Genomic DNA, 23,962 nt, shown 5'->3' on the forward strand with positions numbered 1-23,962 from the left:
GCTTTTAGCGAACGCTTCACTTCTTCAGGTTCTTTCTGTCCTCTACGTTCTCGTGCAAATGTATAGTTCAACTTCTATAGTATGCTTAGAGAGTAGTAAACTTATGTAATGTGTTAGGAGTATACGCACAAATAGGAATAGGCATGGTGGTGGCTAAGATGGAAGAGACCGATTGGGGTGTAGCAAAGGATTTGTTCGTCAAACATTACGGGAGCGCTATACAGATGCATCGAGAAGGCGTGTATGCGGACTATAAGCGATGGGTCGTACCCCAAGAGTTAGAGGAACAATGGATAGGAGAGCGAATTCAACAATTAAGTTCCGAGCTGTCTATCATGAATTGGGATGCGGTGGATGAACTTGCGTTGATTGCCAAACATCGGACAGAACCCAGTATAATTAAGGCCATTACAGCATTTGCTTCAAGACAATTGAAGAGTGCAGACAGTATGGTTCGTCTCGTGTACGCTGAACGTCTGATTGAGTTGATTAAACGGTATGAATCTTCTCTGCCGATGGACAAGATACGGGAAACCTATCAATTGACGATGGACTTGCTGGTTGATGTGGCGACTAAACCGTTGGTGCTTGATCCAGGCCATGAATTACAGCAGTATGGATTAAAGGATAAACGTGGATTGAATTTACGTGTTGAAAAGAATAAGGAAGAAATCATCCAATATTTTCGAAATTAATTGAATTTTATCAAGTGAGGTCAGAATCATTGAGAAAACTGAATTATATTCGCATATTTATTTTCCTTAGTGTGGTCACTGCAGTAACACTTGGCTTGTACTATGTAGCCGCAGATTGGCTGGATCAGCGTTATTTCCGCTTCCTGATCTGGAATCTGTTCTTGGGCTGGATTCCTTTTGTGTTCTCTTATGCAGCCTATCTTTTAAGTGATGTGAAATGGAAAGGTGCCGTATGGCTTGCAGTTGCAAGTGGGTTGCTGTGGTTATTATTTTTCCCGAACTCTTCTTATATTGTTACGGATTTGATTCATCTGACAGCGAGAAGTTCCCGGTATTATGGTGGGAACGGAGTGGACTACACATATTGGTACGACTTGAGTGTTGTATTAATGTTTGTCTGGACTGGACTCTTGCTTGGCTTCCTGTCAATGTATCAGCTTCAGGAAGTGATCTATCACCGAATTGGACGCTGGGCATCCTGGATCTTTGTACTGGCTGGCTGTGCTTTGGGGAGTTATGGGGTATTGCTTGGACGTGTATATCGACTGAATAGTTGGGATGCACTGACGAATCGCGAGACGCTGATTGAGCTGATGCACGAAAGTGTAAGCCGCCCGTCTCTGGCGTTTTGCCTGTTTTTTGGCACGTTTATTACTACAATTTACGCCACTTTGTATTATCTGATTAATTCGAGGTCTCCCCGTGAAATGAAGAAGAGTGCAGGAAGTCCTGAGTCAGACCTGCAAGCGTTACGCTAACGTATGTTTTCTTAAGGCCGAACTCATTCGATCTAATCTTAAGGTATATTGCTTAAAGGGCTGTTCCAAGTCATACACGTGGCTATCGGAACAGCCCTTTAACATTGGATCGAGCGCAGGATGTTCTGAAGAAAAATATCTCTACTTATCAGAGATTAGCTCAAGGATTGTTTTCACAACCAGTTCAGGTTCATCGTGAATAATCATATGCCCACTGCGGGTGGCCACAATGAGCTGACTATCCTTCGATATATTCAACATGTTCCGTTGCCCCGATTGCCATATGGATTCGAGCTTCTGCCCAATGTCAACCGAAATCCCTGCACTAGCATAGTCTTGAGGACGTCCGCGTGCAATGATACGTACAGGGATTGATCCAAGACGTTGGCCACGAATGGCATCTTCTGTTGAATGGGCGTGGAGGGCTTCTTCTTCTTTGGCGTGAAAATAGGAAGGGGTAGCAATCACATTAACAAAGGTATCCCGATCTTGCTTGGCAACCAGACCATCAAGCATAAAGTCTGGAAATAATCTGAAAGCTCCAGATACCTTCAGTAAAGATAACAAGGAGGCAGGTGGGTTTCCCTGAAACTGAGCCTGTTCCAACAGAGCCTTTGTATTCCGTTCATCATCCTCAGGTCTCGCATCAATGAGGACAAGGCTCTGAACCTCATTTGTATAGGTCTGTGCAAAGAGTCTAGCATACATACCCCCAAGGGAATGACCTACCATAATGTAAGGGCCGCGGATATTCTCTTTCTCCAGAGCTGCATGTAAATCTTTGACGATATTTGCACCTGTACGTTCTGTGGGTGCAGATTCACTCCAAGCATATCCTGCACGATCATACGTGACAACCGTTGCATGTTGGGCTAGTTCCACAGGAATGTCTCTCCACGACAAACTGGTTTCACCACTTCCAGCCTCCATGAGTATGGTCGGTGAACCATTGCCTTGTTTATGAATGTGTAGTTGGTAACCGCCGACTTGAACTAACGTACCTGGAGGTGGAAAGTCCTTTTTGGCCTGCGACGAAGCAAAACACTCGTAAAGAAATGCTGCAACGAACAGGAGTAGCATTGTGCAGAATATCCTTACTATGAAGGTGAGAACACTGAATTTCTTACGTTTTGAGGCGGGGATAGTTGTATGCATGATCTTATGAATTCCTCTCCTACAGCTGTTTTTTATTTAGTACAATGTATTAAAAAGTATTATAGCACAGTGTATTACTAAAAGAGAAGTTTGGTGTATAATGTTGTCATGCCAAAAATCGTAGATCATGAAGCTCAAAGGAAAATCGTTGCTGATGCAGCAATTCGGGTTATTCAAGTGCACGGATTGGAGCATGCTACAGTTCGGAATATAGCGAAGGAAGCGGGACTATCCGTAGGGTCCATGCGGCATTATTTTGGCACACAGGCCGAATTGTTCACCTTTTGCATGAATCTTTTTGCAGAACGGGTACAGAAAAGGGTGGAGGCGTTACAGATGAGTGGATCTGTATTGCAGGATATGAAGAATCTGCTCTTGCAATTTCTCCCGTTGGACGAAGACAGAATCATGGAAATGGAGGTTTGGTTTACGTTTACAGCCAAATTATTGGTGTATCCGGAATTAAAAAAGTTAAGTGATCAGATGCATCAAGGGATGTATCGGTCGGTTCAATGGGTAATACAGGAGTTGCAGAAGCAAGGTGTGACACATCCTGATCTGGATGCCGAGATGGAGATCGAGAAGTTATATGCTCTTGTGGATGGACTCGCCATTCATATGTTAATGCAGCCAGATAGACTTACAGCAAAACGAATGGAACAAGTGATTGAACAGCATTTGAGCACACTTTGTCCAACTTAATCTTACGTTGTAGGAAGAAGGGTTATTTCCTTTTATAAGGGAGTAATCCTTCTTTTTATGCAAATTTGGCAGGTATGCAGGAGATGACGAAGAATTAAGAATGAGAATGTAATGAATACATAGACAAGTAGGTGAACAACAAAATGTTGAATGTATTAGAGCTGACAACAAAAGTAGAAGAAGTCATGGAACGTGTGAATTTTTCGGGTGTTGTATTACTCCAGCAAGCCGGGAAAACCCTTTTGAATATGAAACGTGGTTATGCGAATCGTAGTGAAGAGCTTGCCAATCAGGTGGATACACGCTTTGGAATTGCATCAGGATGTAAGATCTTCACGGCAGTGAGTATATGCCAACTAATTGAAGCGGGTAAGTTATCTGCTTATTCCAAGCTGAACGATGTGTTGGATGTGGAGTTTCCACTGTGGGACGAAGGGATTACCATCCAGCAGTTGTTAACACACACGTCAGGCATTCCGGATTATTTCGATGAAGATGTGATGGAAGACTTTTCAGCATTGTGGAAAGACAGACCGGTTTACGCGATGCGGCGATTAAGTGACTTTCTGCCCATGTTTCAGCATATGCCAATGAAGTTTGCTCCGGGTGAACGTTTTCACTACAACAATGCGGGTTTCATTGTGCTGGGGCTTATCGTAGAACAGCATTCAGGACGGTCGTTTACAGATTATATGGAAGAGCACATTTTCAAAAGGTGTGGCATGAAGGACTCCGGTTATTTCGTAACAGATCAGCTTCCGCGCAACACAGCCTTAGGGTATATCGATCATGAAGATGGCTCCTGGAACACCAATATATTCTCCATCCCAGTCAAAGGTGGATCAGATGGCGGGGCCTATGTTACGGCACCAGACATGATTCGATTCTGGGATGCTTTGCTGGGTCACCAATTGTTGAATGCAGAGACAACACGTCAGTTATTAACTCCACATGTCCATCAAGAGGATGAAGAGTACTATGGGCAGGGGATCTGGATTGACCACAAGGGGGAAGAGATTTTTAAATTTCATGTCATGGGGTTTGATCCAGGGGTGTCGTTCATGTCTTCCGTGTATCCGAACTATGATCTGCAACTGGTTGTGATCTCTAATCTAGAGTCTGGTCCGTATCCAATAACGATTGCCATCGAAGAAGCTTTGGCATGACAAATAAACCCTCAACCAATGGTCAGGTTATGGCCACAAGGTTGGGGGTTCATTGGTCAAAAAGGATAAAAGGACTGCTTGCGTTTATAACATTTTCCATAGCTCAGGGGCGATTAACCGAGGGAAAACATCCAGCGGAGGTTTCTCTTTCTTTCGTTTGTCATTGGTTAACACCGTAACAAGTTCGAGCTCGGGGACAATATATACATACTGACCACCAAATCCTCGCGCGTAATAATAATGGAGATTGGGTTTGTCGTCTACAGAAGCAATATCTTCAGCGGCAGACTTTTCATTTGGATAAACATCCACCCACCAATGCCAAGCATAACTGCCGTGATTTGGTGGAGTGACCGTAATGAAAGGCTGCGTAGAACGGGATACGAGATCACTTGAAATGAGAGACTCACCCTCCCAAATACCTTGCTGTAGAAACAGCTGACCGAATTTCAGCAGATCTACGGGTAACATCTTAAGACCGAATCCGCCAGTATGTACACCTTGAGGGTCGCTTTCCCATTCATAATCCTTAATTCCCAGCTGGCCAAAAAGATTACGTTCCGCGAACTCGGCTACGTTCATACCTGCATTTTGCATCAGGATGGCGGATAGGATCTGTGATACTCCGGAGTTGTATTCCATGTATGTACCTGGTACATGGCTTAGGCGTTGTTCCAACGCAAAATCTACCCAATGATCGGTGCGGGTCATGCGAGGGAATGAATTCTGCCCGCCGAACTCGTCCCAGTTGAATCCGGCTGTCATGGTAAGCAGTTGTTCCAGTGTGATCGCTGGTTTGCGCGGGTCAGGATCAGATGTCAACTGTGGGAAAAAGGTGGAGATTGGGGCTGATGCCTCTGGCAACAAGCCTTTATCCATTGCTATACAGATGAGTGCGGATAGCACACTCTTGGTACATGAATTGATTTTTGCAATATCAGTCGCAGCCTCTTGGTTGCGGTAGTGTTCATACAGGATCTCACCGCGTACGCTGACGAGGCAGCTTCGCAAATCCAGCGGTGGAATGATATGTTCTAATTTGGATGACAGTGATGAAGAATTCATAGTGTCCTTTCTGTGCGGTTGATTTGTTATAGGATTTTGTAGAAATAGGTGTCCATTATCTTAGCATACTCCCGAGGTAGGGCTCAACCAGCGCTACATTATTATGTCAAAGCAAGCATGTAAAATGCGATTTTCGATGTAAGCAACTTAAAACGGTTCAGAATGGATACGAGAAAGGATTAAGCCTGAGATTCCTATGGAGTCAGGCTTTTATCTCCTCAATTTAGAATCTAAAAGTCCCTCAAACGATCAAATACGTCATATAATCCTGCGTGTGCTGCCTAGATGAGGTTCAATAATGAAACGTTTCGAATTTATATTTATAAATGATCCATAATATAATCAATATTTGTAAGCGTTTTATTTCCTGTTTACGGAAATGGGAAATTTATGATAACATATACACGAAACGTTTCGAATCCATTTGAAGGGAGATAATTATGAAAAAAGTAAAACGATTCAGCTTCATTTTAACTTTTTGTCTGTTAGCTAATCTAGCTTTAACTCCTATGGCTTCAGCAGGTGACTCAAACAATGGATTTCGAGCAGAATTGAAAGCGATTGCATACAAAACTTATACGTTTTTTGAGGACTATACGGATCAGAACACTGGCTTGACTTATGATGAAGTACGGCATACTGAAAACGGGATAGAAGAAGCTAAACGTACCTCGCCCACAAACATCGCAATGTATATGATGAGCACCGTTTCAGCGCAACAATTGGGCATTATTTCAAAGAAAGAAGCTGTACAACGCCTGCAAACGACTATACATTCCCTCGAAAAGTTAGAAAAGTGGAACGGCCTATTTTATAACTGGTATAACACGGATGACGGTTCAGTGAAGAAAGATTGGGGACAATTTATTTCCCAAGTCGATAATGGCTGGTTATCCGCTGGTTTAATTGTTGTTGGGCAAGCCTATGAAGAACTTCATGGGGAAACAAGCAAGCTGGTTAAAAATATGAATTATACTCCGCTATATGATCCTGAAGTCGGCCAATTCCGCGGAGGTTATGATGTGGCTAAAGGCGCGCTGACGGACCACCATTATGGAATGTTTTATACGGAACCACGTGTAGGCAGCTATATTGCCATTGGGAAAGGTGATGTTCCCCAAGATCATTGGTGGAAGATGTATCGCACATTACCTCAAGAATGGGATTGGCAAGCTCAGATTCCTCAAGGCAAATCCGTTAAGTACGATGGAGTGGATGTGTTTGAAGGAAGTTATGTATACAAGGACAAAAAGTTCGTGCCAAGCTGGGGAGGCAGTATGTTTGAAGCTCTTATGCCCGGTATGGTCATAAAGGAAAAAGAGACGGAGCAACGGTAACAGCACACGCAACATTCCTTGCCCTGGATTATGCCCCTGAAGCTGTTCGAAAGAACATTAAAGCTTTAAAGAACTTCAAAATGTTTGGCAAATATGGGTTCTATGACTCAGTCAATGTTGAAACGGGAGAACTTGCAAAAGCTTATCTGGCACTGGATCAAGGGATGATTATGGTGTCGATCGCCAACTATCTTCATGATGGTGTTATACGCGATTATTTTCACAGTGATGTGATAGGGCAGACGCCAGAAGAATTATTGAAAAAAGAAGTTTTTTCCATTCAATAAAGGGTTGCTTTAGATTAGAGCATGTTCACTAACGAAATGGGACGAAGATAAAAAGATGGGCGGAACGAAGCAGGGTATCAGCATGCTTCGTTCCGTTTTTGCGTTTACCCTTGATAATGAAGTCGCAGATGGATTAGATTATGGAATTTACGTTACAGGGGGCGAGGCCGCAGGTGCGGCTGCGACAATTCTGACGGAGAAAGGCTCACACCAAACATGCTAGTGAGTATATGGAAATAAATCACAGATTAGTTATGCCCACCAGCTCCATAAATTGTGAGAGAGCACTTGTCATATACGAGTCACGTCGTCTTATAAACACCGTGGGCACTTTTCCATACGATTCCGGTAATGGATGACAGCTAATTTTCCCCTGCTGTATGCGTGATTCAACCATAGACACGGGTAAAACAGTGACTCCTAGCCCGTGCTCGACACATTTAAGGACACCCTCTAGTGTGCCGTATTCCATGACCTTCATAGAAGCATAACCATTATCCTCTAGCCATCGCTGCCAACGTCCCAAATAGATGCAATGGGCGAAAGACGAAAGCAGTGGTTCATGTAAAATCGATTCTAATTGAAAGGGCTTGGGAGAGAAACTCGTAATCAAAACTAGAGATTCTTCAAAGACAGGGTATTCAACAATCTCTGGATGAAGAATTGGTCCATCCACAAATGCACCGTCTACCTTATATTCGAGAATGGTACTTACTTGATCTACGGTAGGTGCCATATATAAGCTTAATTCTACTTGTGGAAATTTCTTGTGATATTGTGTGAAGATCAATGGCAATCGTGTAGAAGCAGTTGACTCCATAGCTCCAATTCGCAAGGTTCCCCGCGGGGCAGATAAAAGCTTAACTGCCTCAATCGCTTCCTCGAAATCATAAAGCAACTTGTTTACATGCGGCAAAAGCTCACGTCCTGCAGGAGTTAAGGATACCTTCTTATGATATCGATATAACAGAGGAACGCCCAATTCTTGCTCAAGACGTTGTATTCGTGCAGTAACGTTGGACTGTACATAATTCAATTTCTCAGCAGCCTTGGTGATGCTTTGTTCAATGGCTACTGCCTTAAACACTTCCAAAGACCTAATATCCAAAACAGCCCTCTCCTTTTGCATCACATATTATGATGATCTATATACTTTTATTTAATTTTACGTGATGCATCATAGGATGTAAACTTAATGAATCAGAGGGATTAACACCATTGCCAATGGGTTGATGATCTCGTTATCGGATAATGAGGAGGGGATCTCATGATTTCAAAGATCAATATACAAGATAAATTTATGCGAATCCATGATTATTTTAATCCCAGAATAAGTGGAGAGTTGAATGATTCTTACGTAAAAATGGTGAAGATAAAGGGAGAATTCATTTGGCATCACCATGATCATGAGGACGAAATGTTCTTTGTATGGAAAGGGAGACTACTCATCCGTTTGAGAGACGGTGAAATAGCTGTTAACGAAGGAGAGTTTGTGATTATACCTAAAGGTATTGAACATCAGCCAATTGCTGAAGATGAGGTCCATTTATTATTAATCGAACCAAAAACTACACTAAATACAGGAAATATAGTGAATGAACGAACCGTTTCAATCCCTCAACGGATTTGATGAACCGCCGCTTATCCATGAATTATTTATGCTTATTTTGAATCAATAGACTAAAGCCTTAAAGCCTCAATAAAAAGGAGTGTTTAATATGAGTTACCAACCTATTAATTTTAATGAGAAATTATCTAAGTTCAATGAACATTGGTCTCCGAAAGTTATTGGTGAAATGAATGACTATCAGTTTAAATTGGTTAAAATCGAAGGGGATTTTGTATGGCACGATCATCAAGATACCGATGAGGTGTTTATCGTGATCAAAGGGGAGATGTTTGTCTATTTCCGCGATGGCCAAGTAAAGATTTCCGAAGGAGAGATGTTCATTGTACCGAGAGGAGTCGAACACAAAACGTTTGCACACCAGGAATGTCATATCATGATGATAGAGCCCAGGGGAGTAGTAAATACTGGGGAAACCGAGTCGGAATTAACAGCAGTCAATGATATTTGGATATAATGAAGTTGATGAAACAATACAAACATACTGGCAGGATACAATAATATTGTTCCATTGAAAGTCGCTCAGATAGCGGCTTTTTTTTATTTTATCCCTACCCGTAGCTCCTTTATATTGAGGAACATGTATTATCCAAAATAGAAAAGTGCTTATTAGAATGACGAGCCAATCCAGGAACAAAGAATATCCAATAAATAATCCGATCAGGACACCTCTAAAAAAGAATTCTTCAAATATACCACCTATCGCCGTTAAAGCTATACCACGTGGTCTGATCATTATTTTTTTAATCATATCTGATCCCTCGGTTTTAGGGAGTTCTGCTCTTGTTCTGATAAATGTAAATAGAACAATCGTAGTAATAAAAAAACTAAAAATAAGACCGATGATGATTGCGGATAATATACTAATCTCGTTTGGCATGAATAAGGAAGCTATAAATGGTAATATTCCTCCCCACTTAAAAAAACCAATAAAAATAAATCCAATAAATAGAAAAGCTGATTGCGTTAGTAATGCGATCAACAGTATTTTATACTGTTCCTTTGCATGGTTCTCAGACATAATGAACACTCCTTCTATCATATTTTTTTCATTATAGATTGTGACGTAGTGTCCCCCCGCAACAGCTTTTTTTATCAGAATATTGTTCAGTTACTAATCAGGAATTGAATGGAGAGGTCAAGAGATCCGAATCAAAGCAGAAGGTCTCGTTTCTTTTTCAGAAAGCATGCGGAGAGAGGAGGACATTCTGAATTTGTTTCGTCAGTTTGATCTGTTCGTAACAAAGTAACTTCGCCAATGGAGTCAAGGTCCTCAGGTTGTTTTGTGGAGAGCATTGACGTAGCAAATGTTTGCATTCCTGCTTGTGATCACAATATGTATCTTTTGCAGCGTGAAGAGAGGTTCGTAATTCACATATTTACAGCCTTGCTCCTTCTGCAACCATCTTCATCAGGGCTGAACGGAAAGTACCGCAGTAGCGCGGTTTTACACATCCTAAACATGACAATGCAGAAGCTACATATTTACTGTGTCATCTTAGTTTCACTATACTTCGAACTGTAAGCGTTACCAAAAAGGGGTCAGCAAGAACGCAAAGCAGCAACATCATCGTATCTAATGAAAAAGACATAGAAAGGAGTGGGAGAGTGAAGGAGAGTCACACTGTAATATCCGTAAATCCTTCATTGAAGAGGAATTCCCTTGGCAAAAGAATTTGGAAAAATTGGGAACTATATCTGTTCATGCTTCCCGTGTTGTTGTATTTCCTTGTTTTTCATTATGGTCCGATGTACGGCATTCAGATTGCTTTTAAGAATTTCGTACCTTCGAAAGGAATTACAGGCAGCGAATGGGTTGGTTTTGAGCATTTTGAACGGTTCTTCAATTCTTATTTTTTCTGGGATCTGCTCTGGAACACATTCAGTATCAGCTTCTATGAACTTGCCATCGGATTTCCGCTGCCTATCATTCTGGCGTTGGCCTTTAATGAAGTCCGCAACGGCCCGTTCAAGAAATCGGTCCAGACGGTGACCTATGCACCCCATTTCATTTCTGTAGTTGTCATGGCAGGTATGATCATTACCTTTTTATCACCTTCCAGCGGAATGATTGTCCGGTTCATCGAACTCATTGGTCTTGAACCAGCACAATTTCTGACTGATCCCGCATGGTTTAAGACAGTATATGTATTTTCCGGCGTCTGGCAGAGCACCGGATGGGGAACCATTATTTATCTCGCGGCTCTGTCAGGCGTAGATCCCCAGCTCCACGAAGCGGCCATTATGGATGGAGCAAGCCGAATGAAACGGGTGCTGCATATCAATCTGCCGACGATATTACCCACAATTACGATCATGCTGATCTTAAATATTGGTAATATACTGGGCCTTGGCTTCGAGAAGATTTTGCTGCTGCAGAATTCACTCAATATGGAAGCTTCCGATGTAATATCCACCTATGTATACCGCGCCGGTCTGGTGAACGCCCAGTATAGCTTCTCAACGGCCGTGGGATTATTCAACTCGGTAGTTAACGTTATTTTACTTGTTACGGTCAACCAGATCGCCAAACGCACCAGTGAGAACAGCCTTTGGTAGAAAGGAGTTGAAGTCTATGGTTACTGCGATGAAAGAATCCAGGGGGGACAAGCTTTTTCTGATCAGCACTTATATTTATTTAGGTCTTACACTGCTGGTTGTTCTCTATCCGCTCATCTATATTCTCAGCGCTTCAATTAGTTCACCGCAGGACGTCAATTCGGGAGCAATGTGGTTGTTTCCGAAGAATGTAACACTGGACGGCTACAAGCTTGTGTTTGAGAACCCAAAGATATGGAGTGGTTACTGGAACACAATTATTTACACTGTGTTGGGGACTCTACTCAATCTCGCCGTCACTCTGCCGGCCTCGTATGCGCTCAGCAGATCTGATTTTGTCGGGCGCCAGTTGTTCATGGGCCTCATTCTGTTCACGATGTTTTTCAGCGGCGGAATTGTGCCGACGTATCTGCTGGTCAAGAACCTTGGACTCATGAACAGCATGTGGGCATTGATTCTGCCTGTGGCCGCTTCGGTCTGGAATATCGTCGTGGCCCGCACCTTTTTCCAGACGACCATCCCAAAAGAACTACAGGAAGCAGCGCACATAGACGGCTGCACAAATCTAAAGCTGTTCATTCGCATTGTTCTACCGCTGTCGGCACCGATTGTAGCCGTTATGGCCCTGTTCTATGGGGTGAGCCACTGGAACAGCTACTTCCCGTCCTTGATCTATTTAAATGATGAAGCGAAGTATCCGCTGCAGATGGTTCTGCGTCAGATCCTTGTCCTTCAGGAAATGACGGCCGAAACCACAGGCTCATCAATCAACGGCGAGGTGGCGACCGCCATGAATAATAAGGCAGAAACGGCATCGCTGATTAAATATGGAGTCATTGTGGTCTCCACACTGCCCATCGTGGCAATCTATCCGTTCCTGCAGCGTTACTTTGTCCAAGGGGTCATGATCGGCTCTGTTAAAGGCTAAACAGTTAAAATGTGATGATAACAAGGGAGGAATTATGAATGCCGACCACAGGTAAACCATGGAAAATTCTGCTATCTTCGGCTTTAGTTCTTACACTACTGGCAGGCTGCAGCAATTCAAACGAAGGTGAAGCAAACAACAATCTCGGAAAAGTCGCTGTGAACAATGAAGGTTTTCCGATTGTTAATGAACCCGTTACTCTGTCGCTTATGGCGCCAGATGTAGGGATTCAGAACTGGGAGAACATGGCGGTGCTTCAGCAGATGCAGGAGAAGACCGGTATTACGCTGGAATACAAGAACGCACCGAAGGATAGCTTCGAAACCAAGAAAAATCTGGTGCTTGCCAGTGGGGATTACCCGGATATCCTCTATGCCGCCGGTTTGACTACTGCAGAGCAGATGAATTATGGAGAGCAGGGGATCCTCATTCCACTGGAGGATCTGATTGAAGAGTACGCTCCGAATTTCAAGGCGCTGCTGGAAGAGAATCCGGATGTCCGCAAATCGATTACTGCACCGGATGGGCATATCTATTCCTTGCCCGTAGTAGAACTTAGCCAGCACTGGTACCGCAATCCGATGTGGTATAACGGGGATTTCCTGAAGGCACTCAATATCGACAAACTTCCCGAAACGACAGAGGAGTTGTATATCTATCTGAAACGAGTGAAAGAGGAAGATCCCAACGGCAATCGCATAGCCGATGAAATTCCGATTTCTTCGGTGACAACACCTGCTGCGAACCTCCGCGATATCCGTACATGGCTGCTTGGTGCCTTCGGCATTTATGAAGAAGAAATTTATGTGGACGATGCGGACAAGGTGCATTATACACCACTTGAAGAAGGTTACAAGGAATATCTGACCTATATGAACCGCCTGTGGTCTGAAGATCTGCTGGATCATGAGAGCTTCTCACAAACAGCGGAGCAAAAGAAGGCCAAAGCACAGAATAATCAAATTGCCCTCTTTTCGGACTGGCATGCCTACATGAGCAAAGGTGGAGAGCCTTCGACGGCAGATCCGATGTTTGCACCTGTCCACAGTGAATCAGTTGCTGCTCCAGCGATTGCAAAGAACAGGGGTATTACCAGCGGTGCTTTTGCGATCACGCAGAGTAATCCTGCGCCGGAAGCCTCTATACGCTGGGTGGATTATCTCTATTCTTATGAAGGTGCCATGTTCTTTAATAAAGGTCCAGAGGGCATTCTCTGGGAATACACCGATAAAGAGAACCGGGTCAAACAGTACTTACCGGTACCAGACGGCAAGGAAATGGAAGATTATCGGGCAACGCTGACACCTAACTACGGTATTCCCGCTCCAACCCTGTCCATGGATGATATTTCTAAGGGGCTGAAGACAGACTTTGACCTCTGGGTAGAGCAGGAGACCAAGCAGAAGCTTCTCGATAAAGGCGCACGGATTCCGTTTCCAACTCTGTTCCTTACCGTGGAAGAGCAGACCGAAATCAGTAGCCTGAATTCTGATTTGAAGACATATGTGAATCAGATGGAGGCGAAATTCATCACCGGAGCCGAGCCACTTACGGGCTGGGACAATTATGTGGCGACCGTCAAAAAAATGGGTGGAGAGCGTATGGTTGAAATCAACCAGGCTGCCTATGATCGCTGGAAATCCAACTAACCAGGTCCATGCGCAGAAATTTGCTGTAAAAAATGAGATATAAGCATAAAACGTGTTCCTGAACATAAATGCAGGAGGATTAGACATGCAAATCACGAGACATCCGAATAATCCCATTGTCGTCCCGGGCAACTATGAATGGCGCAAGGTTACGGTTTTCAACCCTGCAGTTATCATCGATAACGACAACTTTTATATGATTGAGCGCGCCGCTGGTTCCCTAACTCCATGCAAAAATTACTTAGGGCTGCTAGAGAGTGAAGACGGGGTGAACTTTACCCACGTGAAAGATGAGCCAATTGTGACGCCGGACATGCTGGGATTCCCTTATGGTAGTGTACAGGACCCACGGATTGTCAAAATTGACGGGACCTTTTATCTGAACTACGCCCTTCGCCCCTGTGCTATGAGTTACTATCCTACCGGGGCAGGTGTCCCCCTTCGCTCTATTCCGAAATATCCGGATGGGTGGGGGGACGAGGAGGGACATTGGCTAACCCGGTCCTCCATTTTGAAATCAGATAATCTGCTGGATTGGGAGTATGTGGCGGACACGACACCTCTTGATATTAATGACCGGGACAACATTCTGTTCCCCGAGAAAATAGGCGGCAAATTTGTACTGCTGCGCCGCCCCGAGGAATATGTGGGAGAAGCCTACGGTACGGATAAGGCGGCGATGTGGATTACCTACTCCGAGGATCTCGTGAACTGGGAAGAACCCAAGCTGCTAGCTACCGCCCAGAACCTTTCCTGGGAATCGCGGAAGATTGGTGGCTCTACGCCCCCGGTACGTACGGACAAGGGCTGGCTGGTGCTCTATCATGGCGTCGATGAGGACATCGTCTACCGTGTGGGGGCCATGCTGCTGGATTTGGAGCAGCCGGAGAAAATCATTGCCCGGACGCATCATTTTATTATGGAGCCAGAGACGTATTATGAGAAATTTGGGTTCCAGATCCCCAATGTCATCTTCCCGACCGGAAATGTGGTCAAAGATGGACTGCTCTATATCTATTACGGGGTAACAGATACGGCGATTGCCCTAGCAACAGTTCCTCTGGATGAGCTGGTAGAGCACATCCTCCAGGAAGGGCAGCAGCAAAATAAACTATAAAATGAAGCTGTATCTTCAAATATAAAAATGTAGAACAGAAAGGGTGCAAGCTCCACCAACTTAAACAGGCCTTTTCGTAGTAAGCCTTCTCAAGGCATGTTCCTTGCGATACTGCCCTGGCGTCAGACCGATCTCTTTTTTGAACTTGCGGATGAAATTTGGCGCATCCATATAACCGACCTGTTCGATAATTTCTTTGAGCGGCGCGCTAGTATTCTCCAGCAGTCGCATGACTTCATCCACACGACGCTGCCAGATATATTGTGAGAAATTGCTGCCGGTCTTCTCTTTGAAGCTCCGGCTTAAATAAGAAGTTGAAATGGCAAACTTAAGCGCCACATGCTCTAGACTGAGTGTGTAGTCTGCAAACTGTTGATCCACGTAAGTCAGAACGTCATCCATTAATGTAGACTCACTTGTCTTTGTATTCAGCTCCACCTGCGCGCAAATGTCAGCGGCCAGACTGAGCAAACGACATTCCAGCTCTTCAAGTGTTTCGAAGGAAGTTAATTCCGGCATATTAGCGAACACTTCGTTCATACCAAGCTCGGAGGCGGTGCGTAGAAAAGTGTTCAGCAGATCAAAACAGATGCAGCGCAGTAGATGAACTTGCAACGGCTCGTCTTTGATCGTATGAATGGTATCGGCAATCATTTGGACAGCTACTGATTCGTTGCCCTGCTTTAGACTCTGCTCCAGTTTCAGCATGGATTTGCGTGGAATCCAGAAGCTCTCGGAAGCAGAAGGGTTCAGCTCTGCAAGCTGCTCGAAATAAGTGACCTGACCGCTGCGCCGGATGATCCGGTGCTCCAGAGCTGCAGCGGCTTCAATGAAGGATTGGTTAAGACGGGCTAAGTCTCTGTAGGCCATGCCGACACCGATACTTAGAGATAGCTGAGAGTGCTCGCGGATTAACGTTTGAATGGCTTCAATGACCTGCTCCAATTGGCTTTGAATCGGCTTGTCCGCATCACCGGGAAGTGAAATAATCAGGGCAAACTGATCCTTGACCGAGAATTCTACACCGAAGATTTGAGCACCGGTACCGGGAAGACATACATTGCTGAGTATTCCCTGCAACAGATGGCGTTCCTGCCAGGACTTGCCGCCGGGCATAGTATCATCCCAGGACAGAATAGCTGAGAAATAGAGACCTTGTCCTTGAGGATGCCTAAATCCTGCGCTAAGGATCATTTGTTCGATCTCCGGATCATCCGGCTTGCCGTGCTTGAGTAACAGTAGCATACACTGATTGCGGACAAAGGGCTCCTGAAAATCAATTTTCACACTGTAATTGTGGAGGGTCTGGCGTATCCATTCCCATTCATTGCGGAGCTTGGGAGCATCATCGCCGCTGCCTTTCATCTTGTCCATCAAATCCCTGATCGGATGGTACTGCCGTTTGGCTAACAACAGCGCAGCAGCTATGCCGGTAATGACGGTAATACAGAAGACGATCAGGATGAGGGTTTGGACATGGGCGACACGGCTGAAAAATTGGAAGCTTGGCATCGTGGTCACATAGGTCCAGCCATTTTCTTCAGATTGGACTGAAACAACGGAGTATTGTTCTCCATCCATCTTCAAATTATGAATACCGGGCTCAAGTGTAGCTAAATTCTCAATTTCGTCCTGGGGAAGGCTGATGCCATGGCTATTTGCGGTCAACACCTCTCCGGAGGGACTGAAAATATAACTGCTTCCTGAAAAATCACTCAAAATCGAATCCATGACCCCGGTAAGGTTGGATTCTTTCATTAAATAAACAACGGTCCCATATGGAAACGGGTCATTAGGTTTAACGGGCACAAGCATGACGAGCATCGACTCCACTCGGGAATTAACCTTCACGTTCTCAGCGGGACGGACCAGGGGCTGCCTAGTTTCATTCAAGTCCCGCCGCAACTCTTCCGGATTCCAATGCTCGAACTGATAGAGGCTATCAAAGGTGACGTCAAGATTAGCCAGACCGCGGTACGAATAGATGTTGGCATCGTTATGGAAATAGAGAAGCAGATCCTCTGCAATGCTGCTGCTAGCTTTGTAATTGGCCAGCGCCTGAATCGCCTCCAAACTGTAATAGGGATGCTGTACCATATAAGGGGTCAGGTGTTTGTCATAGGCGATTCTTCCTGCTATTTCCTGAAGCTCATTCATACGGTTATCTATAGTGCTCTTCACCTGGTTAAGCTGATTGACATTTGATTGTTCAATCTCTACACGCAATCCTTTGACAGCGTTTTCATATACAAAAATAGTTACACCTGTCAGAGGGATAAGAAATATGAGAATGTAAGAAAAGGCATACTTCAGCAGAAGCCTTGATTTGAAATGATTCCAGCTGAGCTTGAATCTGTTGAGCAAGGATGGCTTGAGTGCCGAATTTGCCATGAAGCAGTCCCTCCAGTGTTAGGATATTCGGATTAAACTTTTGAATTAGAAATCAGTGTTCTCTTCTGGATTACTCTTGTGCTAGTATAAACATTATAACATTATAATCTTTAGAATAAAGTAGATCATCAGGCTTATTTTCAACTAATTAGAAGTACAGATTTCATATCATGAATCATTTTTTGAATTTTGCCTGTAAACCGGGGTTGAAAAAGGAGATGGGATGAGTGGGCACAGAGAATGTGCTGCGCAATTTGCAGCTTGTTGACGGGCGAATTATGGATATCGCCATTCAGGACGGGATCATCACCGCCATTACACCGCCAGGCCAGGCTGAAGGAGAAAATGAGCTGGATTGTTCAGGTTTATATGTGTCCAGTGGGTGGATTGATCTGCATGTGCATGCCGTCCAGGAGCTTGATCCCTATGGCGATGATATCGACGAAATTGGTGTGAAGCAGGGGGTAACAACGCTTGTAGATGCCGGAAGCTGCGGTGCAGATCGAATTGGAGCTTTTTATACCGCAAGACTACAGGCTGCTACACAAGTATTTGCTCTGTTGAACATTTCAAGCATCGGGCTCGAACGGACGGATGAACTGTCGCAGCTGGAATGGATTGACCGGGCCAAGGTACTGGAGGCAGCAGCGGCTTATCCTGATTTCATTGTTGGTCTGAAAGCCCGCATCAGCCAAAGTGTGGTCAAAGACAGCGGCATACAGCCACTCAAGTTGGCACGCACACTCTCGGAAGAAACGAAACTTCCGCTCATGGTTCACATCGGTTCTGCTCCGCCCGCGATCTCTGATGTGCTGGAGCTACTACAGTCGGGTGATGTAATCACCCATTATCTTAACGGCAAGTCCAACAATCTGTTTCATGCGGACGGCACACCGCTGCAAGAACTGCTGGATGCAGCTGCTCGGGGAGTTCATCTGGATGTGGGGCATGGCACAGCGAGCTTCTCCTTCCGGATTGCAGAACAGGCCAAGGTTGCAGGCATTGCGTTGAATACAATCAGTACGGACATTTACCGAGGCAACCGTATGAATGGTCCGGTATACAGTATGTCGAATGTACTGACGAAATTTCTGTACCTCGGCTACAGTCTGGAAGAGGTGATCCGTGCGGTTACAAGAAGTCCAGCGGAGTGGCTCAGTAAGCCGGAGCTCGGGCAGATTAGGGTGGGACAGCAGGCGAACCTGACTTTGTTTTCTCTGGAAGCAGGCGAAAAGCAACTTAAGGACTCGGAAGGAGATGTCCGGGTCACGCAATACTATATTGAGGCTAAAGGAGTTTATGCTAATGGGTCACTCATTACAGGCTAAATATGGATTGAAGCGTGTTATTAATGCCAGTGGAAGAATGAGCATCCTTGGCGTTTCCGCACCAACGGATTCAGTCATGGATGCGATGAAACAGGGCGGACAGCAGTACGTGGAAATTGCGGATCTTGTGAACAAATCCGGAGAATATATTGCACAGCTACTTGGTTCGGAAAGCGCGGTTGTGGTGAACTCCGCATCCAGTGGTATTGCACTGTCAGTGGCAGCCATTGTGACTGCCGGAGATCCACATCTCAGCCTTCGTCTGCACCAAGAGCCGATATTGAAAAATGAAATTATTATGCTAAAAGGCCATAATGTGCAATATGGAGCGCCGGTTGAAACCATGATATTCCTTGGCGGCGGCCGGGTAGTGGAAGTTGGATACGCCAATGAAGGCCGCAAGGAGCATATCGATCAGGCAATCGGCGAACACACTGCAGCCATTTTTTATGTTAAATCCCATCACGCTGTCCAGAAGAACATGATTTCTGTGGAAGAGGCCTGGGAGGTTGCACAGCGAAGAGGGGTGCCGCTGATTGTTGATGCGGCAGCGGAAGAGGATCTGCACAAATATATCCAACTTTCGGATCTGGCCATTTACAGCGGGTCGAAAGCTATTGAAGGCCCTACTTCCGGCATTGTCGCCGGTAAAAAGAAATACGTGGAGTGGCTTAAGGTACAGCTACACGGGATTGGCCGCAGCATGAAGATTGGCAAAGAGACCATTTTTGGGTTACTTCAAGCGCTAGAGGAATACCAGGACAAAGCCGATAATAGTGAACGAGAGAAGCAGACGCTGAAGGCTCTTCAGGCACTGGATAGACTTCCTGGTGTTTCGGTCCGCATCGTGCAGGATGAAGCCGGCAGATCGATTTTCCGGGGGCGCGTCCAGATTGATTCCTCTCTTGCTGGGGTGGATGCGAAGAAAATGAATGACCAGCTACGTGAAGGTGTAATTGCGGTATATACCCGAGACTATGGCGTCAAGCAGGGTTATTTCGATATTGATCCAAGGTCGCTGCAAGGAGATGATTTGCAGGTCATCGTCAGCAGAATACATGAAATCGTGGGAGGTAAACCAGAATGAGTCATATTCAGCAGTGTCTGTATAAGAATAGGGCCGCAATTAATGTACTGGCCGGGAGTATCGGGAACGCCAAGGATGTGTACGAGGCTGCGGAAGGATATGTACTTATTGGTGTGCTCTCCAAAAATTATGCTACGTCGGAAGAAGCTGTAGTTGCCATGACTGAATATGGTCAGGCTATTCAAGATGCCGTATCTATCGGACTTGGGGCCGGAGACAGCCGTCAGGCTGCAATTGTGGCGGAGATTGTCGCCAGCTATCCGGGAAGCCATATCAATCAGGTATTCCCGGCAGTCGGGGCAACCCGTGCCAATCTGGGACCTAAAGATAGTTGGATTAACTGCCTGGTATCTCCGTGCGGTCAGCCAGGTTATGTAAATATATCGACTGGCCCCATCAGTTCAGTAACGACTCCGCAGGCCATTGTTCCGGTTCATGCCGCCATTGCATTGGTTCGTGACATGGGAGGGAACGCGCTCAAATATTATCCGATGCAGGGGTTGAAGCTGGAAGGGGAGTACCGTGCTGTTGCCAAGGCTTGTGGAGAAGCGGGATTTGCTCTGGAGCCTACAGGCGGAATCGATCTGGACAACTTTGGACCCATTCTAGAGATTGCACTACAGGCAGGCGTACCTCAGGTTATACCACATGTCTATTCTTCAATTATTGAGTCGCAGACCGGGAGTACAAACGTACAGGATGTCCGCAGACTGCTCGAAACAATGAAATCGCTGGTAGACCGATATGCCTAGGGTTGCTGCATTTGGTGAAGTGATGATGCGGCTGCAGGTTCCGGGCTACGAAACACTGGTCCAGAGCAGCAGGCTGGATTATTCGTTTTCCGGCAGCGGGGTGAATGTAACGGCAGCATTAGCCAGATACGGCCATAACGGTGCTCTTATTACGACTTTGCCGGAAACTCCGGTGGGCGAAGCGGCTATCGCTTATCTGCGCAAGCTGGGGGTAGATACCTCTCTTATTAGCCAGGGAGGTAGACACCTTGGGATGTACTTTCTGGAGAATGGCTTTGGAGCCCGCCCTGGCAGAGTTACTTACACAGACCGGCTGGGCAGCAGTTTCAATACCGCGGAGGCAGATAATTATGATATGAAAGATCTTGCCTCCCGAGTCGATGTTCTTCATTTATGTGGCATTACGCTGGCTATGAATGATGGCGTGCGCAAGCAGATGAAACGGCTTGCTGAGGAAGTGAGGAGTGCTGGGGGCAAGGTTGTTTTTGATTGTAATTACCGTCCTGCGTTATGGGGGACAGATGGTTATGTCAAGGCCCGCCCGCATTATGAGGAACTGCTGGGGCTGTCAGATCTGGTGTTAATGAATGAGAAGGATGCAAAGTGTATTCTTGGCATCGGAACCGGAGAATATGATAGAATAACACAGATGAAGCAAGCGATTCCTGAAGTTGCAAAGCGCTTCGGAATCGGAACGGTAGCAGGAACCCACCGTGTGATTAACGCGGACCATACGCATTCCTTGACAGGATATATCTATCATCAAGGTACGTTCGTATTTTCCCGAAAGCTGATATTCCCAGTGTATGACCGGATCGGTGCAGGGGATGTATTTGCTAGCACCATCATCCATGGGGAATTGCAGCAATACCCACACGAGTATACGGTTAATATGGCAGTGGCGGCAGCGATGCTGGCCCATACCACTCAAGGCGATACAGCGCTTTTTACCGAGAATGAGGTGCTCCGCGCGCTGTCGGACCATCCCTCAGATGTTGAAAGGTAGTGAACAGTGAGTGTCTCTGAAGCGCAAGCAAGGTCCTTTATATCAGCAAATCCAAAAAATTCTCAAAGATCGGATTCTACATGGGGTATATCCTCTTGGAAGCATCATCCCCTCTGAACCACAGCTGGAGAAAGAATTTGGCGTCAGTAAAATGACAGTCCGCGGTGCGGTCCAAGAGCTGTCGCAGGAAGGTTACGTGCAGAAGAAAAGTGGTGTTGGCACAATTGTGTTGCGCAATACCTCTCATCAGAAGCTCTCAAAGGGCAAACGGTTTACGGAGCTGCTCGTAGAAGAGGGCCATAAGCTGGAAAAGAAAGTTCTGAATTCCCGTTTACTCACCAATGATACCGGAACGGAGGAATATGGTCGCTACGGGCCGTATTGCCAGCGGATTGAAAGGCTCTACATTCTTAACGGACAACCTTATATTCATCTGATACACTTCTTGGCAGCAGCTGCATTACCCGGCGGAGGCATGGAAGAAATGAATGGAGACATCCAATCGCTGTATGACTCATTGGAGGAGAACAACATTTTGCTGGAGAACTTCAAAGACCGTTTCTTTGTAGAGCCGGCAGCTCATGAGGTATGCCAACTACTGAAGATCCCCCCGGGGACGTATGTGCTTAAGCGCCTCCGTAACTCCTTCGACGGAGAAGGCAGATTAATTGAGCACAGTATCGGCTGTTATAACACGGAACTTCATCATTATCTGGTTAGTTACGACACTTGAGGTCGGCGGTGCAGAAAAGGGTCCTGCCATTTTCATAACAGGACCCTTTTTACGTAAACTAAAAATCCCTCAAACGATCAAATACCTCATATAATTCCTCGTGATTAACCTTAACCCAATCATCTTGACGCAGTTCCAAATACTGCTGTAATTGATCCAGCAACTCCGTTAGAACAACATAAATCTCTTCCCGCTCAACAGTTTCAATAAAGCCGGTCTTGGCATCCATCTTGTTGAAGGTCTGTGTGTAGTTCTCAACCATGGGAACGAGCTGTTTGTGCAGAGCTTCCTGATTGTTAAAATCTTGACTTAACTGACGGATTTCCTTCAAGCACTGCTTGTACAATTGCGCTGCTTTTTTGGCGTGAGCTGCCTTAATGTGGTCCCGCCCATCCCAATCCCGAAACGGATTGTTCAGGTTCTCCGCAAGCCATTCGGGTTTGCGTGCTTTGGTGATTTCCATATCAAGTCCGGTAGCAGCGAATTTTTTATATCTTGTTTTGATCGATTTGGCTGCATCAGCAGGCAGGCTGGTTAGCCACAGCGTAGTCAATTTCGGAAGTTGTTCTGGATCAGGGAATTGTCCACCATTGAAGCCGAATAGGTCATATGTAGTGAAGGTTTGCAAATTTGCCAAATGCTGAATTGATTCTATATGGGATACATTGCCGGGTTTACCCCACAATCGCAACTCTGAAAGCTCAGGATAATACTGCACAAGTGGGTCCAGATTGAGCTCCGTGATATCTCTGATATACAGACCATCAAGTCGTGAGATACCCGTAACCTGTGGCAGGCCCGATGGAACATTGAGAGTGATGCATTTACCGTCTTCATAAGCCACGATACGCAGATCAGGAGACAACTCCCCTGTGAAATTCAGACTTTTCATCTTTGTGTTCAAAATTAACTCCTTCAACCCGCTGACATCCACAATAAGTCTGGTCAGGTGACTCTTGCTGATATCGAGCATCGTTTGACCATGATGTAAGATATGAAGTTCATTAATGAACGGATTGTCCTCTATAAATGAAAAGATCGATTCCGTATATCCATCCATTTCAATATGTGTCAGACAAGGAAGCTTTGCGAGTTCGGCTACATCTTCAGAAGATTTAGGGCTGAAATCGCGGAGTGTACTCGTACTGCGCCGCATTACACGATCGCCAACCATCACGTCTTTGTCATCATTCGCAGCTTGTTTGAACTGCGCTCTTCGGATCGCATCGATACCTTCCCATTCACGCTGGAGATATAGACTTTCTCCGATCGGCCAGCCTCCCCCATACGTATTTGTTTCCTCGGTGTAGAGAGGAGGGATATTGCCTGCAAGCACATACTGTGAAGGGACATTAGCATTTACGAAACTATGAGCAAGTCGATCATGCCAGAAATAGAAGTTACAGATCAGCGGTTTCATCTGATGAAGCTGCATCTCATTAGGCAGTTGATCACCAGTCCAATCCAACTGAAGGACGGAGGCAAGCGTGTCGGAAGTTTTACCCTCCGTTTCATTCAGTCCAGTTACCTGGCAGGCTGTATATTGTTGTAATTTTTCGACATACACGCAGTACACATCTCCAACATTGGGGATCATCTTATGCTCCTTTCGTTCTGCAC

The 23,962-nt window shown here is 45.4% G+C and carries 23 protein-coding genes and 1 pseudogene; 18 read left to right on the forward strand and 6 right to left on the reverse strand.

The features are described 5' to 3' along the window. Positions 1-149 precede the first annotated feature (149 nt). Positions 150-695, forward strand: coding sequence for a hypothetical protein (locus BLS69_RS05225; RefSeq protein ID WP_143023554.1), 546 nt, complete (start codon positions 150-152; stop codon positions 693-695). A gap of 29 nt (positions 696-724) precedes the next feature. Beyond that, positions 725-1,453 carry a DUF1361 domain-containing protein gene (locus BLS69_RS05230; protein ID WP_091029096.1) on the forward strand — a complete coding sequence of 243 codons (729 nt, stop codon included), beginning with the start codon at positions 725-727 and terminating at the stop codon, positions 1,451-1,453. 141 nt (positions 1,454-1,594) lie between these two features. On the opposite strand, the gene BLS69_RS05235 is transcribed toward BLS69_RS05230, so the two are convergent. Next, complete coding sequence (locus BLS69_RS05235) at positions 1,595-2,533, reverse strand: alpha/beta fold hydrolase (protein ID WP_091029098.1); 939 nt, start codon at positions 2,531-2,533, stop codon at positions 1,595-1,597. A 183-nt stretch (positions 2,534-2,716) separates the two neighbouring features. Here BLS69_RS05235 and BLS69_RS05240 point away from each other — a divergent pair, with 183 nt between their 5' ends. Both BLS69_RS05240 and BLS69_RS05245 read left to right on the forward strand, forming a co-directional pair. Then, positions 2,717-3,310 carry a TetR/AcrR family transcriptional regulator gene (locus BLS69_RS05240; RefSeq protein ID WP_176872600.1) on the forward strand — a complete coding sequence of 198 codons (594 nt, stop codon included), beginning with the start codon at positions 2,717-2,719 and terminating at the stop codon, positions 3,308-3,310. A gap of 143 nt (positions 3,311-3,453) precedes the next feature. Continuing rightward, entirely contained in the window at positions 3,454-4,476 is a 1,023-nt protein-coding gene (locus BLS69_RS05245) for a serine hydrolase domain-containing protein (protein WP_091029103.1), read from the forward strand. An 84-nt stretch (positions 4,477-4,560) separates the two neighbouring features. On the opposite strand, the gene BLS69_RS05250 is transcribed toward BLS69_RS05245, so the two are convergent. Then, a complete protein-coding gene (locus BLS69_RS05250; RefSeq protein ID WP_091029106.1) occupies positions 4,561-5,541 on the reverse strand; it encodes a serine hydrolase domain-containing protein in 981 nt (326 codons plus the stop codon). 440 nt (positions 5,542-5,981) lie between these two features. Between BLS69_RS05250 and BLS69_RS05255 the strand changes: the two genes are divergently transcribed. The 3 genes and pseudogenes from BLS69_RS05255 (at position 5,982) to BLS69_RS32070 (ending at position 7,388) form a co-directional block, all read left to right on the forward strand. Further along, the gene (locus tag BLS69_RS05255; protein ID WP_256332226.1) at positions 5,982-6,878 is read left to right on the forward strand and encodes a DUF3131 domain-containing protein; all 897 of its coding nucleotides are present in this window, start codon (positions 5,982-5,984) and stop codon (positions 6,876-6,878) included. Positions 6,879-6,892: 14 nt separating this feature from the next. Further along, a pseudogene (locus tag BLS69_RS32520) lies at positions 6,893-7,165 on the forward strand (glucoamylase family protein); the annotation flags it as partial. A 55-nt stretch (positions 7,166-7,220) separates the two neighbouring features. After that, on the forward strand, positions 7,221-7,388 hold the full coding sequence (locus tag BLS69_RS32070) for a hypothetical protein (RefSeq protein ID WP_165980208.1): 168 nt from the start codon (positions 7,221-7,223) through the stop codon (positions 7,386-7,388). Between the two features lie 18 nt (positions 7,389-7,406). On the opposite strand, the gene BLS69_RS05260 is transcribed toward BLS69_RS32070, so the two are convergent. After that, complete coding sequence (locus tag BLS69_RS05260; protein ID WP_091029107.1) at positions 7,407-8,273, reverse strand: LysR family transcriptional regulator; 867 nt, start codon at positions 8,271-8,273, stop codon at positions 7,407-7,409. Between the two features lie 159 nt (positions 8,274-8,432). Here BLS69_RS05260 and BLS69_RS05265 point away from each other — a divergent pair, with 159 nt between their 5' ends. Both BLS69_RS05265 and BLS69_RS05270 read left to right on the forward strand, forming a co-directional pair. Continuing rightward, complete coding sequence (locus tag BLS69_RS05265) at positions 8,433-8,795, forward strand: cupin domain-containing protein (protein ID WP_091029110.1); 363 nt, start codon at positions 8,433-8,435, stop codon at positions 8,793-8,795. Between the two features lie 88 nt (positions 8,796-8,883). Beyond that, positions 8,884-9,249, forward strand: a complete 366-nt coding sequence (locus BLS69_RS05270; RefSeq protein ID WP_091029112.1) for a cupin domain-containing protein — start codon at positions 8,884-8,886, stop codon at positions 9,247-9,249. On the opposite strand, the gene BLS69_RS05275 is transcribed toward BLS69_RS05270, so the two are convergent. Next, the gene (locus BLS69_RS05275; RefSeq protein ID WP_176872602.1) at positions 9,220-9,813 is read right to left on the reverse strand and encodes a CPBP family intramembrane glutamic endopeptidase; all 594 of its coding nucleotides are present in this window, start codon (positions 9,811-9,813) and stop codon (positions 9,220-9,222) included. The genes BLS69_RS05270 and BLS69_RS05275 overlap by 30 nt on opposite strands. Before the next feature lie 608 nt (positions 9,814-10,421). Here BLS69_RS05275 and BLS69_RS05280 point away from each other — a divergent pair. The 4 genes from BLS69_RS05280 to BLS69_RS05295 all read left to right on the forward strand — a co-directional run bounded on the left by BLS69_RS05280 (position 10,422) and on the right by BLS69_RS05295 (position 15,045). Beyond that, positions 10,422-11,351 (forward strand): ABC transporter permease, encoded by a 930-nt coding sequence (locus BLS69_RS05280; RefSeq protein ID WP_371129061.1) that lies wholly within the window; start codon positions 10,422-10,424, stop codon positions 11,349-11,351. A 16-nt stretch (positions 11,352-11,367) separates the two neighbouring features. Continuing rightward, positions 11,368-12,279 (forward strand): carbohydrate ABC transporter permease, encoded by a 912-nt coding sequence (locus BLS69_RS05285; RefSeq protein ID WP_091029118.1) that lies wholly within the window; start codon positions 11,368-11,370, stop codon positions 12,277-12,279. A 38-nt stretch (positions 12,280-12,317) separates the two neighbouring features. Then, positions 12,318-13,928: an extracellular solute-binding protein gene (locus tag BLS69_RS05290; RefSeq protein ID WP_091029120.1), complete on the forward strand. Its 1,611-nt coding sequence runs from the start codon at positions 12,318-12,320 to the stop codon at positions 13,926-13,928. Positions 13,929-14,013: 85 nt separating this feature from the next. Beyond that, complete coding sequence (locus tag BLS69_RS05295) at positions 14,014-15,045, forward strand: glycoside hydrolase family 130 protein (RefSeq protein WP_091029123.1); 1,032 nt, start codon at positions 14,014-14,016, stop codon at positions 15,043-15,045. A 60-nt stretch (positions 15,046-15,105) separates the two neighbouring features. Here the strand turns inward: BLS69_RS05295 and BLS69_RS05300 are convergent, their stop codons facing one another. After that, positions 15,106-17,436: a helix-turn-helix domain-containing protein gene (locus BLS69_RS05300; RefSeq protein WP_091029126.1), complete on the reverse strand. Its 2,331-nt coding sequence runs from the start codon at positions 17,434-17,436 to the stop codon at positions 15,106-15,108. 278 nt (positions 17,437-17,714) lie between these two features. Between BLS69_RS05300 and BLS69_RS05305 the strand changes: the two genes are divergently transcribed. Genes BLS69_RS05305 through BLS69_RS05325 form a run of 5 tightly spaced genes read left to right on the forward strand, consistent with a single transcriptional unit; the run spans position 17,715 to position 22,342 of the window. Next, positions 17,715-18,764 (forward strand): amidohydrolase/deacetylase family metallohydrolase, encoded by a 1,050-nt coding sequence (locus BLS69_RS05305; RefSeq protein ID WP_256332333.1) that lies wholly within the window; start codon positions 17,715-17,717, stop codon positions 18,762-18,764. Further along, positions 18,742-19,851, forward strand: coding sequence for a DgaE family pyridoxal phosphate-dependent ammonia lyase (locus BLS69_RS05310; RefSeq protein ID WP_091029131.1), 1,110 nt, complete (start codon positions 18,742-18,744; stop codon positions 19,849-19,851). The genes BLS69_RS05305 and BLS69_RS05310 overlap by 23 nt, the downstream gene beginning before the upstream one ends. Beyond that, on the forward strand, positions 19,848-20,603 hold the full coding sequence (locus BLS69_RS05315; protein ID WP_091029133.1) for a 2-dehydro-3-deoxy-phosphogluconate aldolase: 756 nt from the start codon (positions 19,848-19,850) through the stop codon (positions 20,601-20,603). Before BLS69_RS05310 ends, BLS69_RS05315 begins: the two co-directional genes overlap by 4 nt. Continuing rightward, the gene (locus tag BLS69_RS05320) at positions 20,596-21,609 is read left to right on the forward strand and encodes a sugar kinase (protein WP_091029135.1); all 1,014 of its coding nucleotides are present in this window, start codon (positions 20,596-20,598) and stop codon (positions 21,607-21,609) included. The genes BLS69_RS05315 and BLS69_RS05320 overlap by 8 nt, the downstream gene beginning before the upstream one ends. 10 nt (positions 21,610-21,619) lie before the next feature. Then, a complete protein-coding gene (locus tag BLS69_RS05325; RefSeq protein WP_091029137.1) occupies positions 21,620-22,342 on the forward strand; it encodes a GntR family transcriptional regulator in 723 nt (240 codons plus the stop codon). Between the two features lie 58 nt (positions 22,343-22,400). Here the strand turns inward: BLS69_RS05325 and BLS69_RS05330 are convergent, their stop codons facing one another. Further along, complete coding sequence (locus tag BLS69_RS05330; protein WP_091029140.1) at positions 22,401-23,939, reverse strand: hypothetical protein; 1,539 nt, start codon at positions 23,937-23,939, stop codon at positions 22,401-22,403. Positions 23,940-23,962: the final 23 nt, after the last annotated feature.

The sequence above is a fragment of the Paenibacillus sp. CF095 genome (assembly GCF_900101225.1).
Lineage (GTDB): Bacteria > Bacillota > Bacilli > Paenibacillales > Paenibacillaceae > Paenibacillus.

Bases quoted from the DNA above. Each gene is read 5' to 3' on its own strand.
- BLS69_RS05255 (WP_256332226.1), top strand. From the start codon at position 5,982: ATGAAAAAAGTAAAACGATTCAGCTTCATTTTAACTTTTTGTCTGTTA.
- BLS69_RS05320 (WP_091029135.1), top strand. From the start codon at position 20,596: ATGCCTAGGGTTGCTGCATTTGGTGAAGTGATGATGCGGCTGCAGGTT.
- BLS69_RS05235 (WP_091029098.1), bottom strand. From the start codon at position 2,533: ATGCTACTCCTGTTCGTTGCAGCATTTCTTTACGAGTGTTTTGCTTCG.
- BLS69_RS05275 (WP_176872602.1), bottom strand. From the start codon at position 9,813: ATGTCTGAGAACCATGCAAAGGAACAGTATAAAATACTGTTGATCGCA.
- BLS69_RS05315 (WP_091029133.1), top strand. From the start codon at position 19,848: ATGAGTCATATTCAGCAGTGTCTGTATAAGAATAGGGCCGCAATTAAT.
- BLS69_RS05250 (WP_091029106.1), bottom strand. From the start codon at position 5,541: ATGAATTCTTCATCACTGTCATCCAAATTAGAACATATCATTCCACCG.
- BLS69_RS05285 (WP_091029118.1), top strand. From the start codon at position 11,368: ATGGTTACTGCGATGAAAGAATCCAGGGGGGACAAGCTTTTTCTGATC.
- BLS69_RS05305 (WP_256332333.1), top strand. From the start codon at position 17,715: ATGGATATCGCCATTCAGGACGGGATCATCACCGCCATTACACCGCCA.
- BLS69_RS05290 (WP_091029120.1), top strand. From the start codon at position 12,318: ATGCCGACCACAGGTAAACCATGGAAAATTCTGCTATCTTCGGCTTTA.
- BLS69_RS05270 (WP_091029112.1), top strand. From the start codon at position 8,884: ATGAGTTACCAACCTATTAATTTTAATGAGAAATTATCTAAGTTCAAT.
- BLS69_RS05300 (WP_091029126.1), bottom strand. From the start codon at position 17,436: ATGGCAAATTCGGCACTCAAGCCATCCTTGCTCAACAGATTCAAGCTC.
- BLS69_RS05245 (WP_091029103.1), top strand. From the start codon at position 3,454: ATGTTGAATGTATTAGAGCTGACAACAAAAGTAGAAGAAGTCATGGAA.
- BLS69_RS05330 (WP_091029140.1), bottom strand. From the start codon at position 23,939: ATGATCCCCAATGTTGGAGATGTGTACTGCGTGTATGTCGAAAAATTA.
- BLS69_RS05240 (WP_176872600.1), top strand. From the start codon at position 2,717: ATGCCAAAAATCGTAGATCATGAAGCTCAAAGGAAAATCGTTGCTGAT.
- BLS69_RS32070 (WP_165980208.1), top strand. From the start codon at position 7,221: ATGGGCGGAACGAAGCAGGGTATCAGCATGCTTCGTTCCGTTTTTGCG.
- BLS69_RS05310 (WP_091029131.1), top strand. From the start codon at position 18,742: ATGGGTCACTCATTACAGGCTAAATATGGATTGAAGCGTGTTATTAAT.
- BLS69_RS05295 (WP_091029123.1), top strand. From the start codon at position 14,014: ATGCAAATCACGAGACATCCGAATAATCCCATTGTCGTCCCGGGCAAC.
- BLS69_RS05265 (WP_091029110.1), top strand. From the start codon at position 8,433: ATGATTTCAAAGATCAATATACAAGATAAATTTATGCGAATCCATGAT.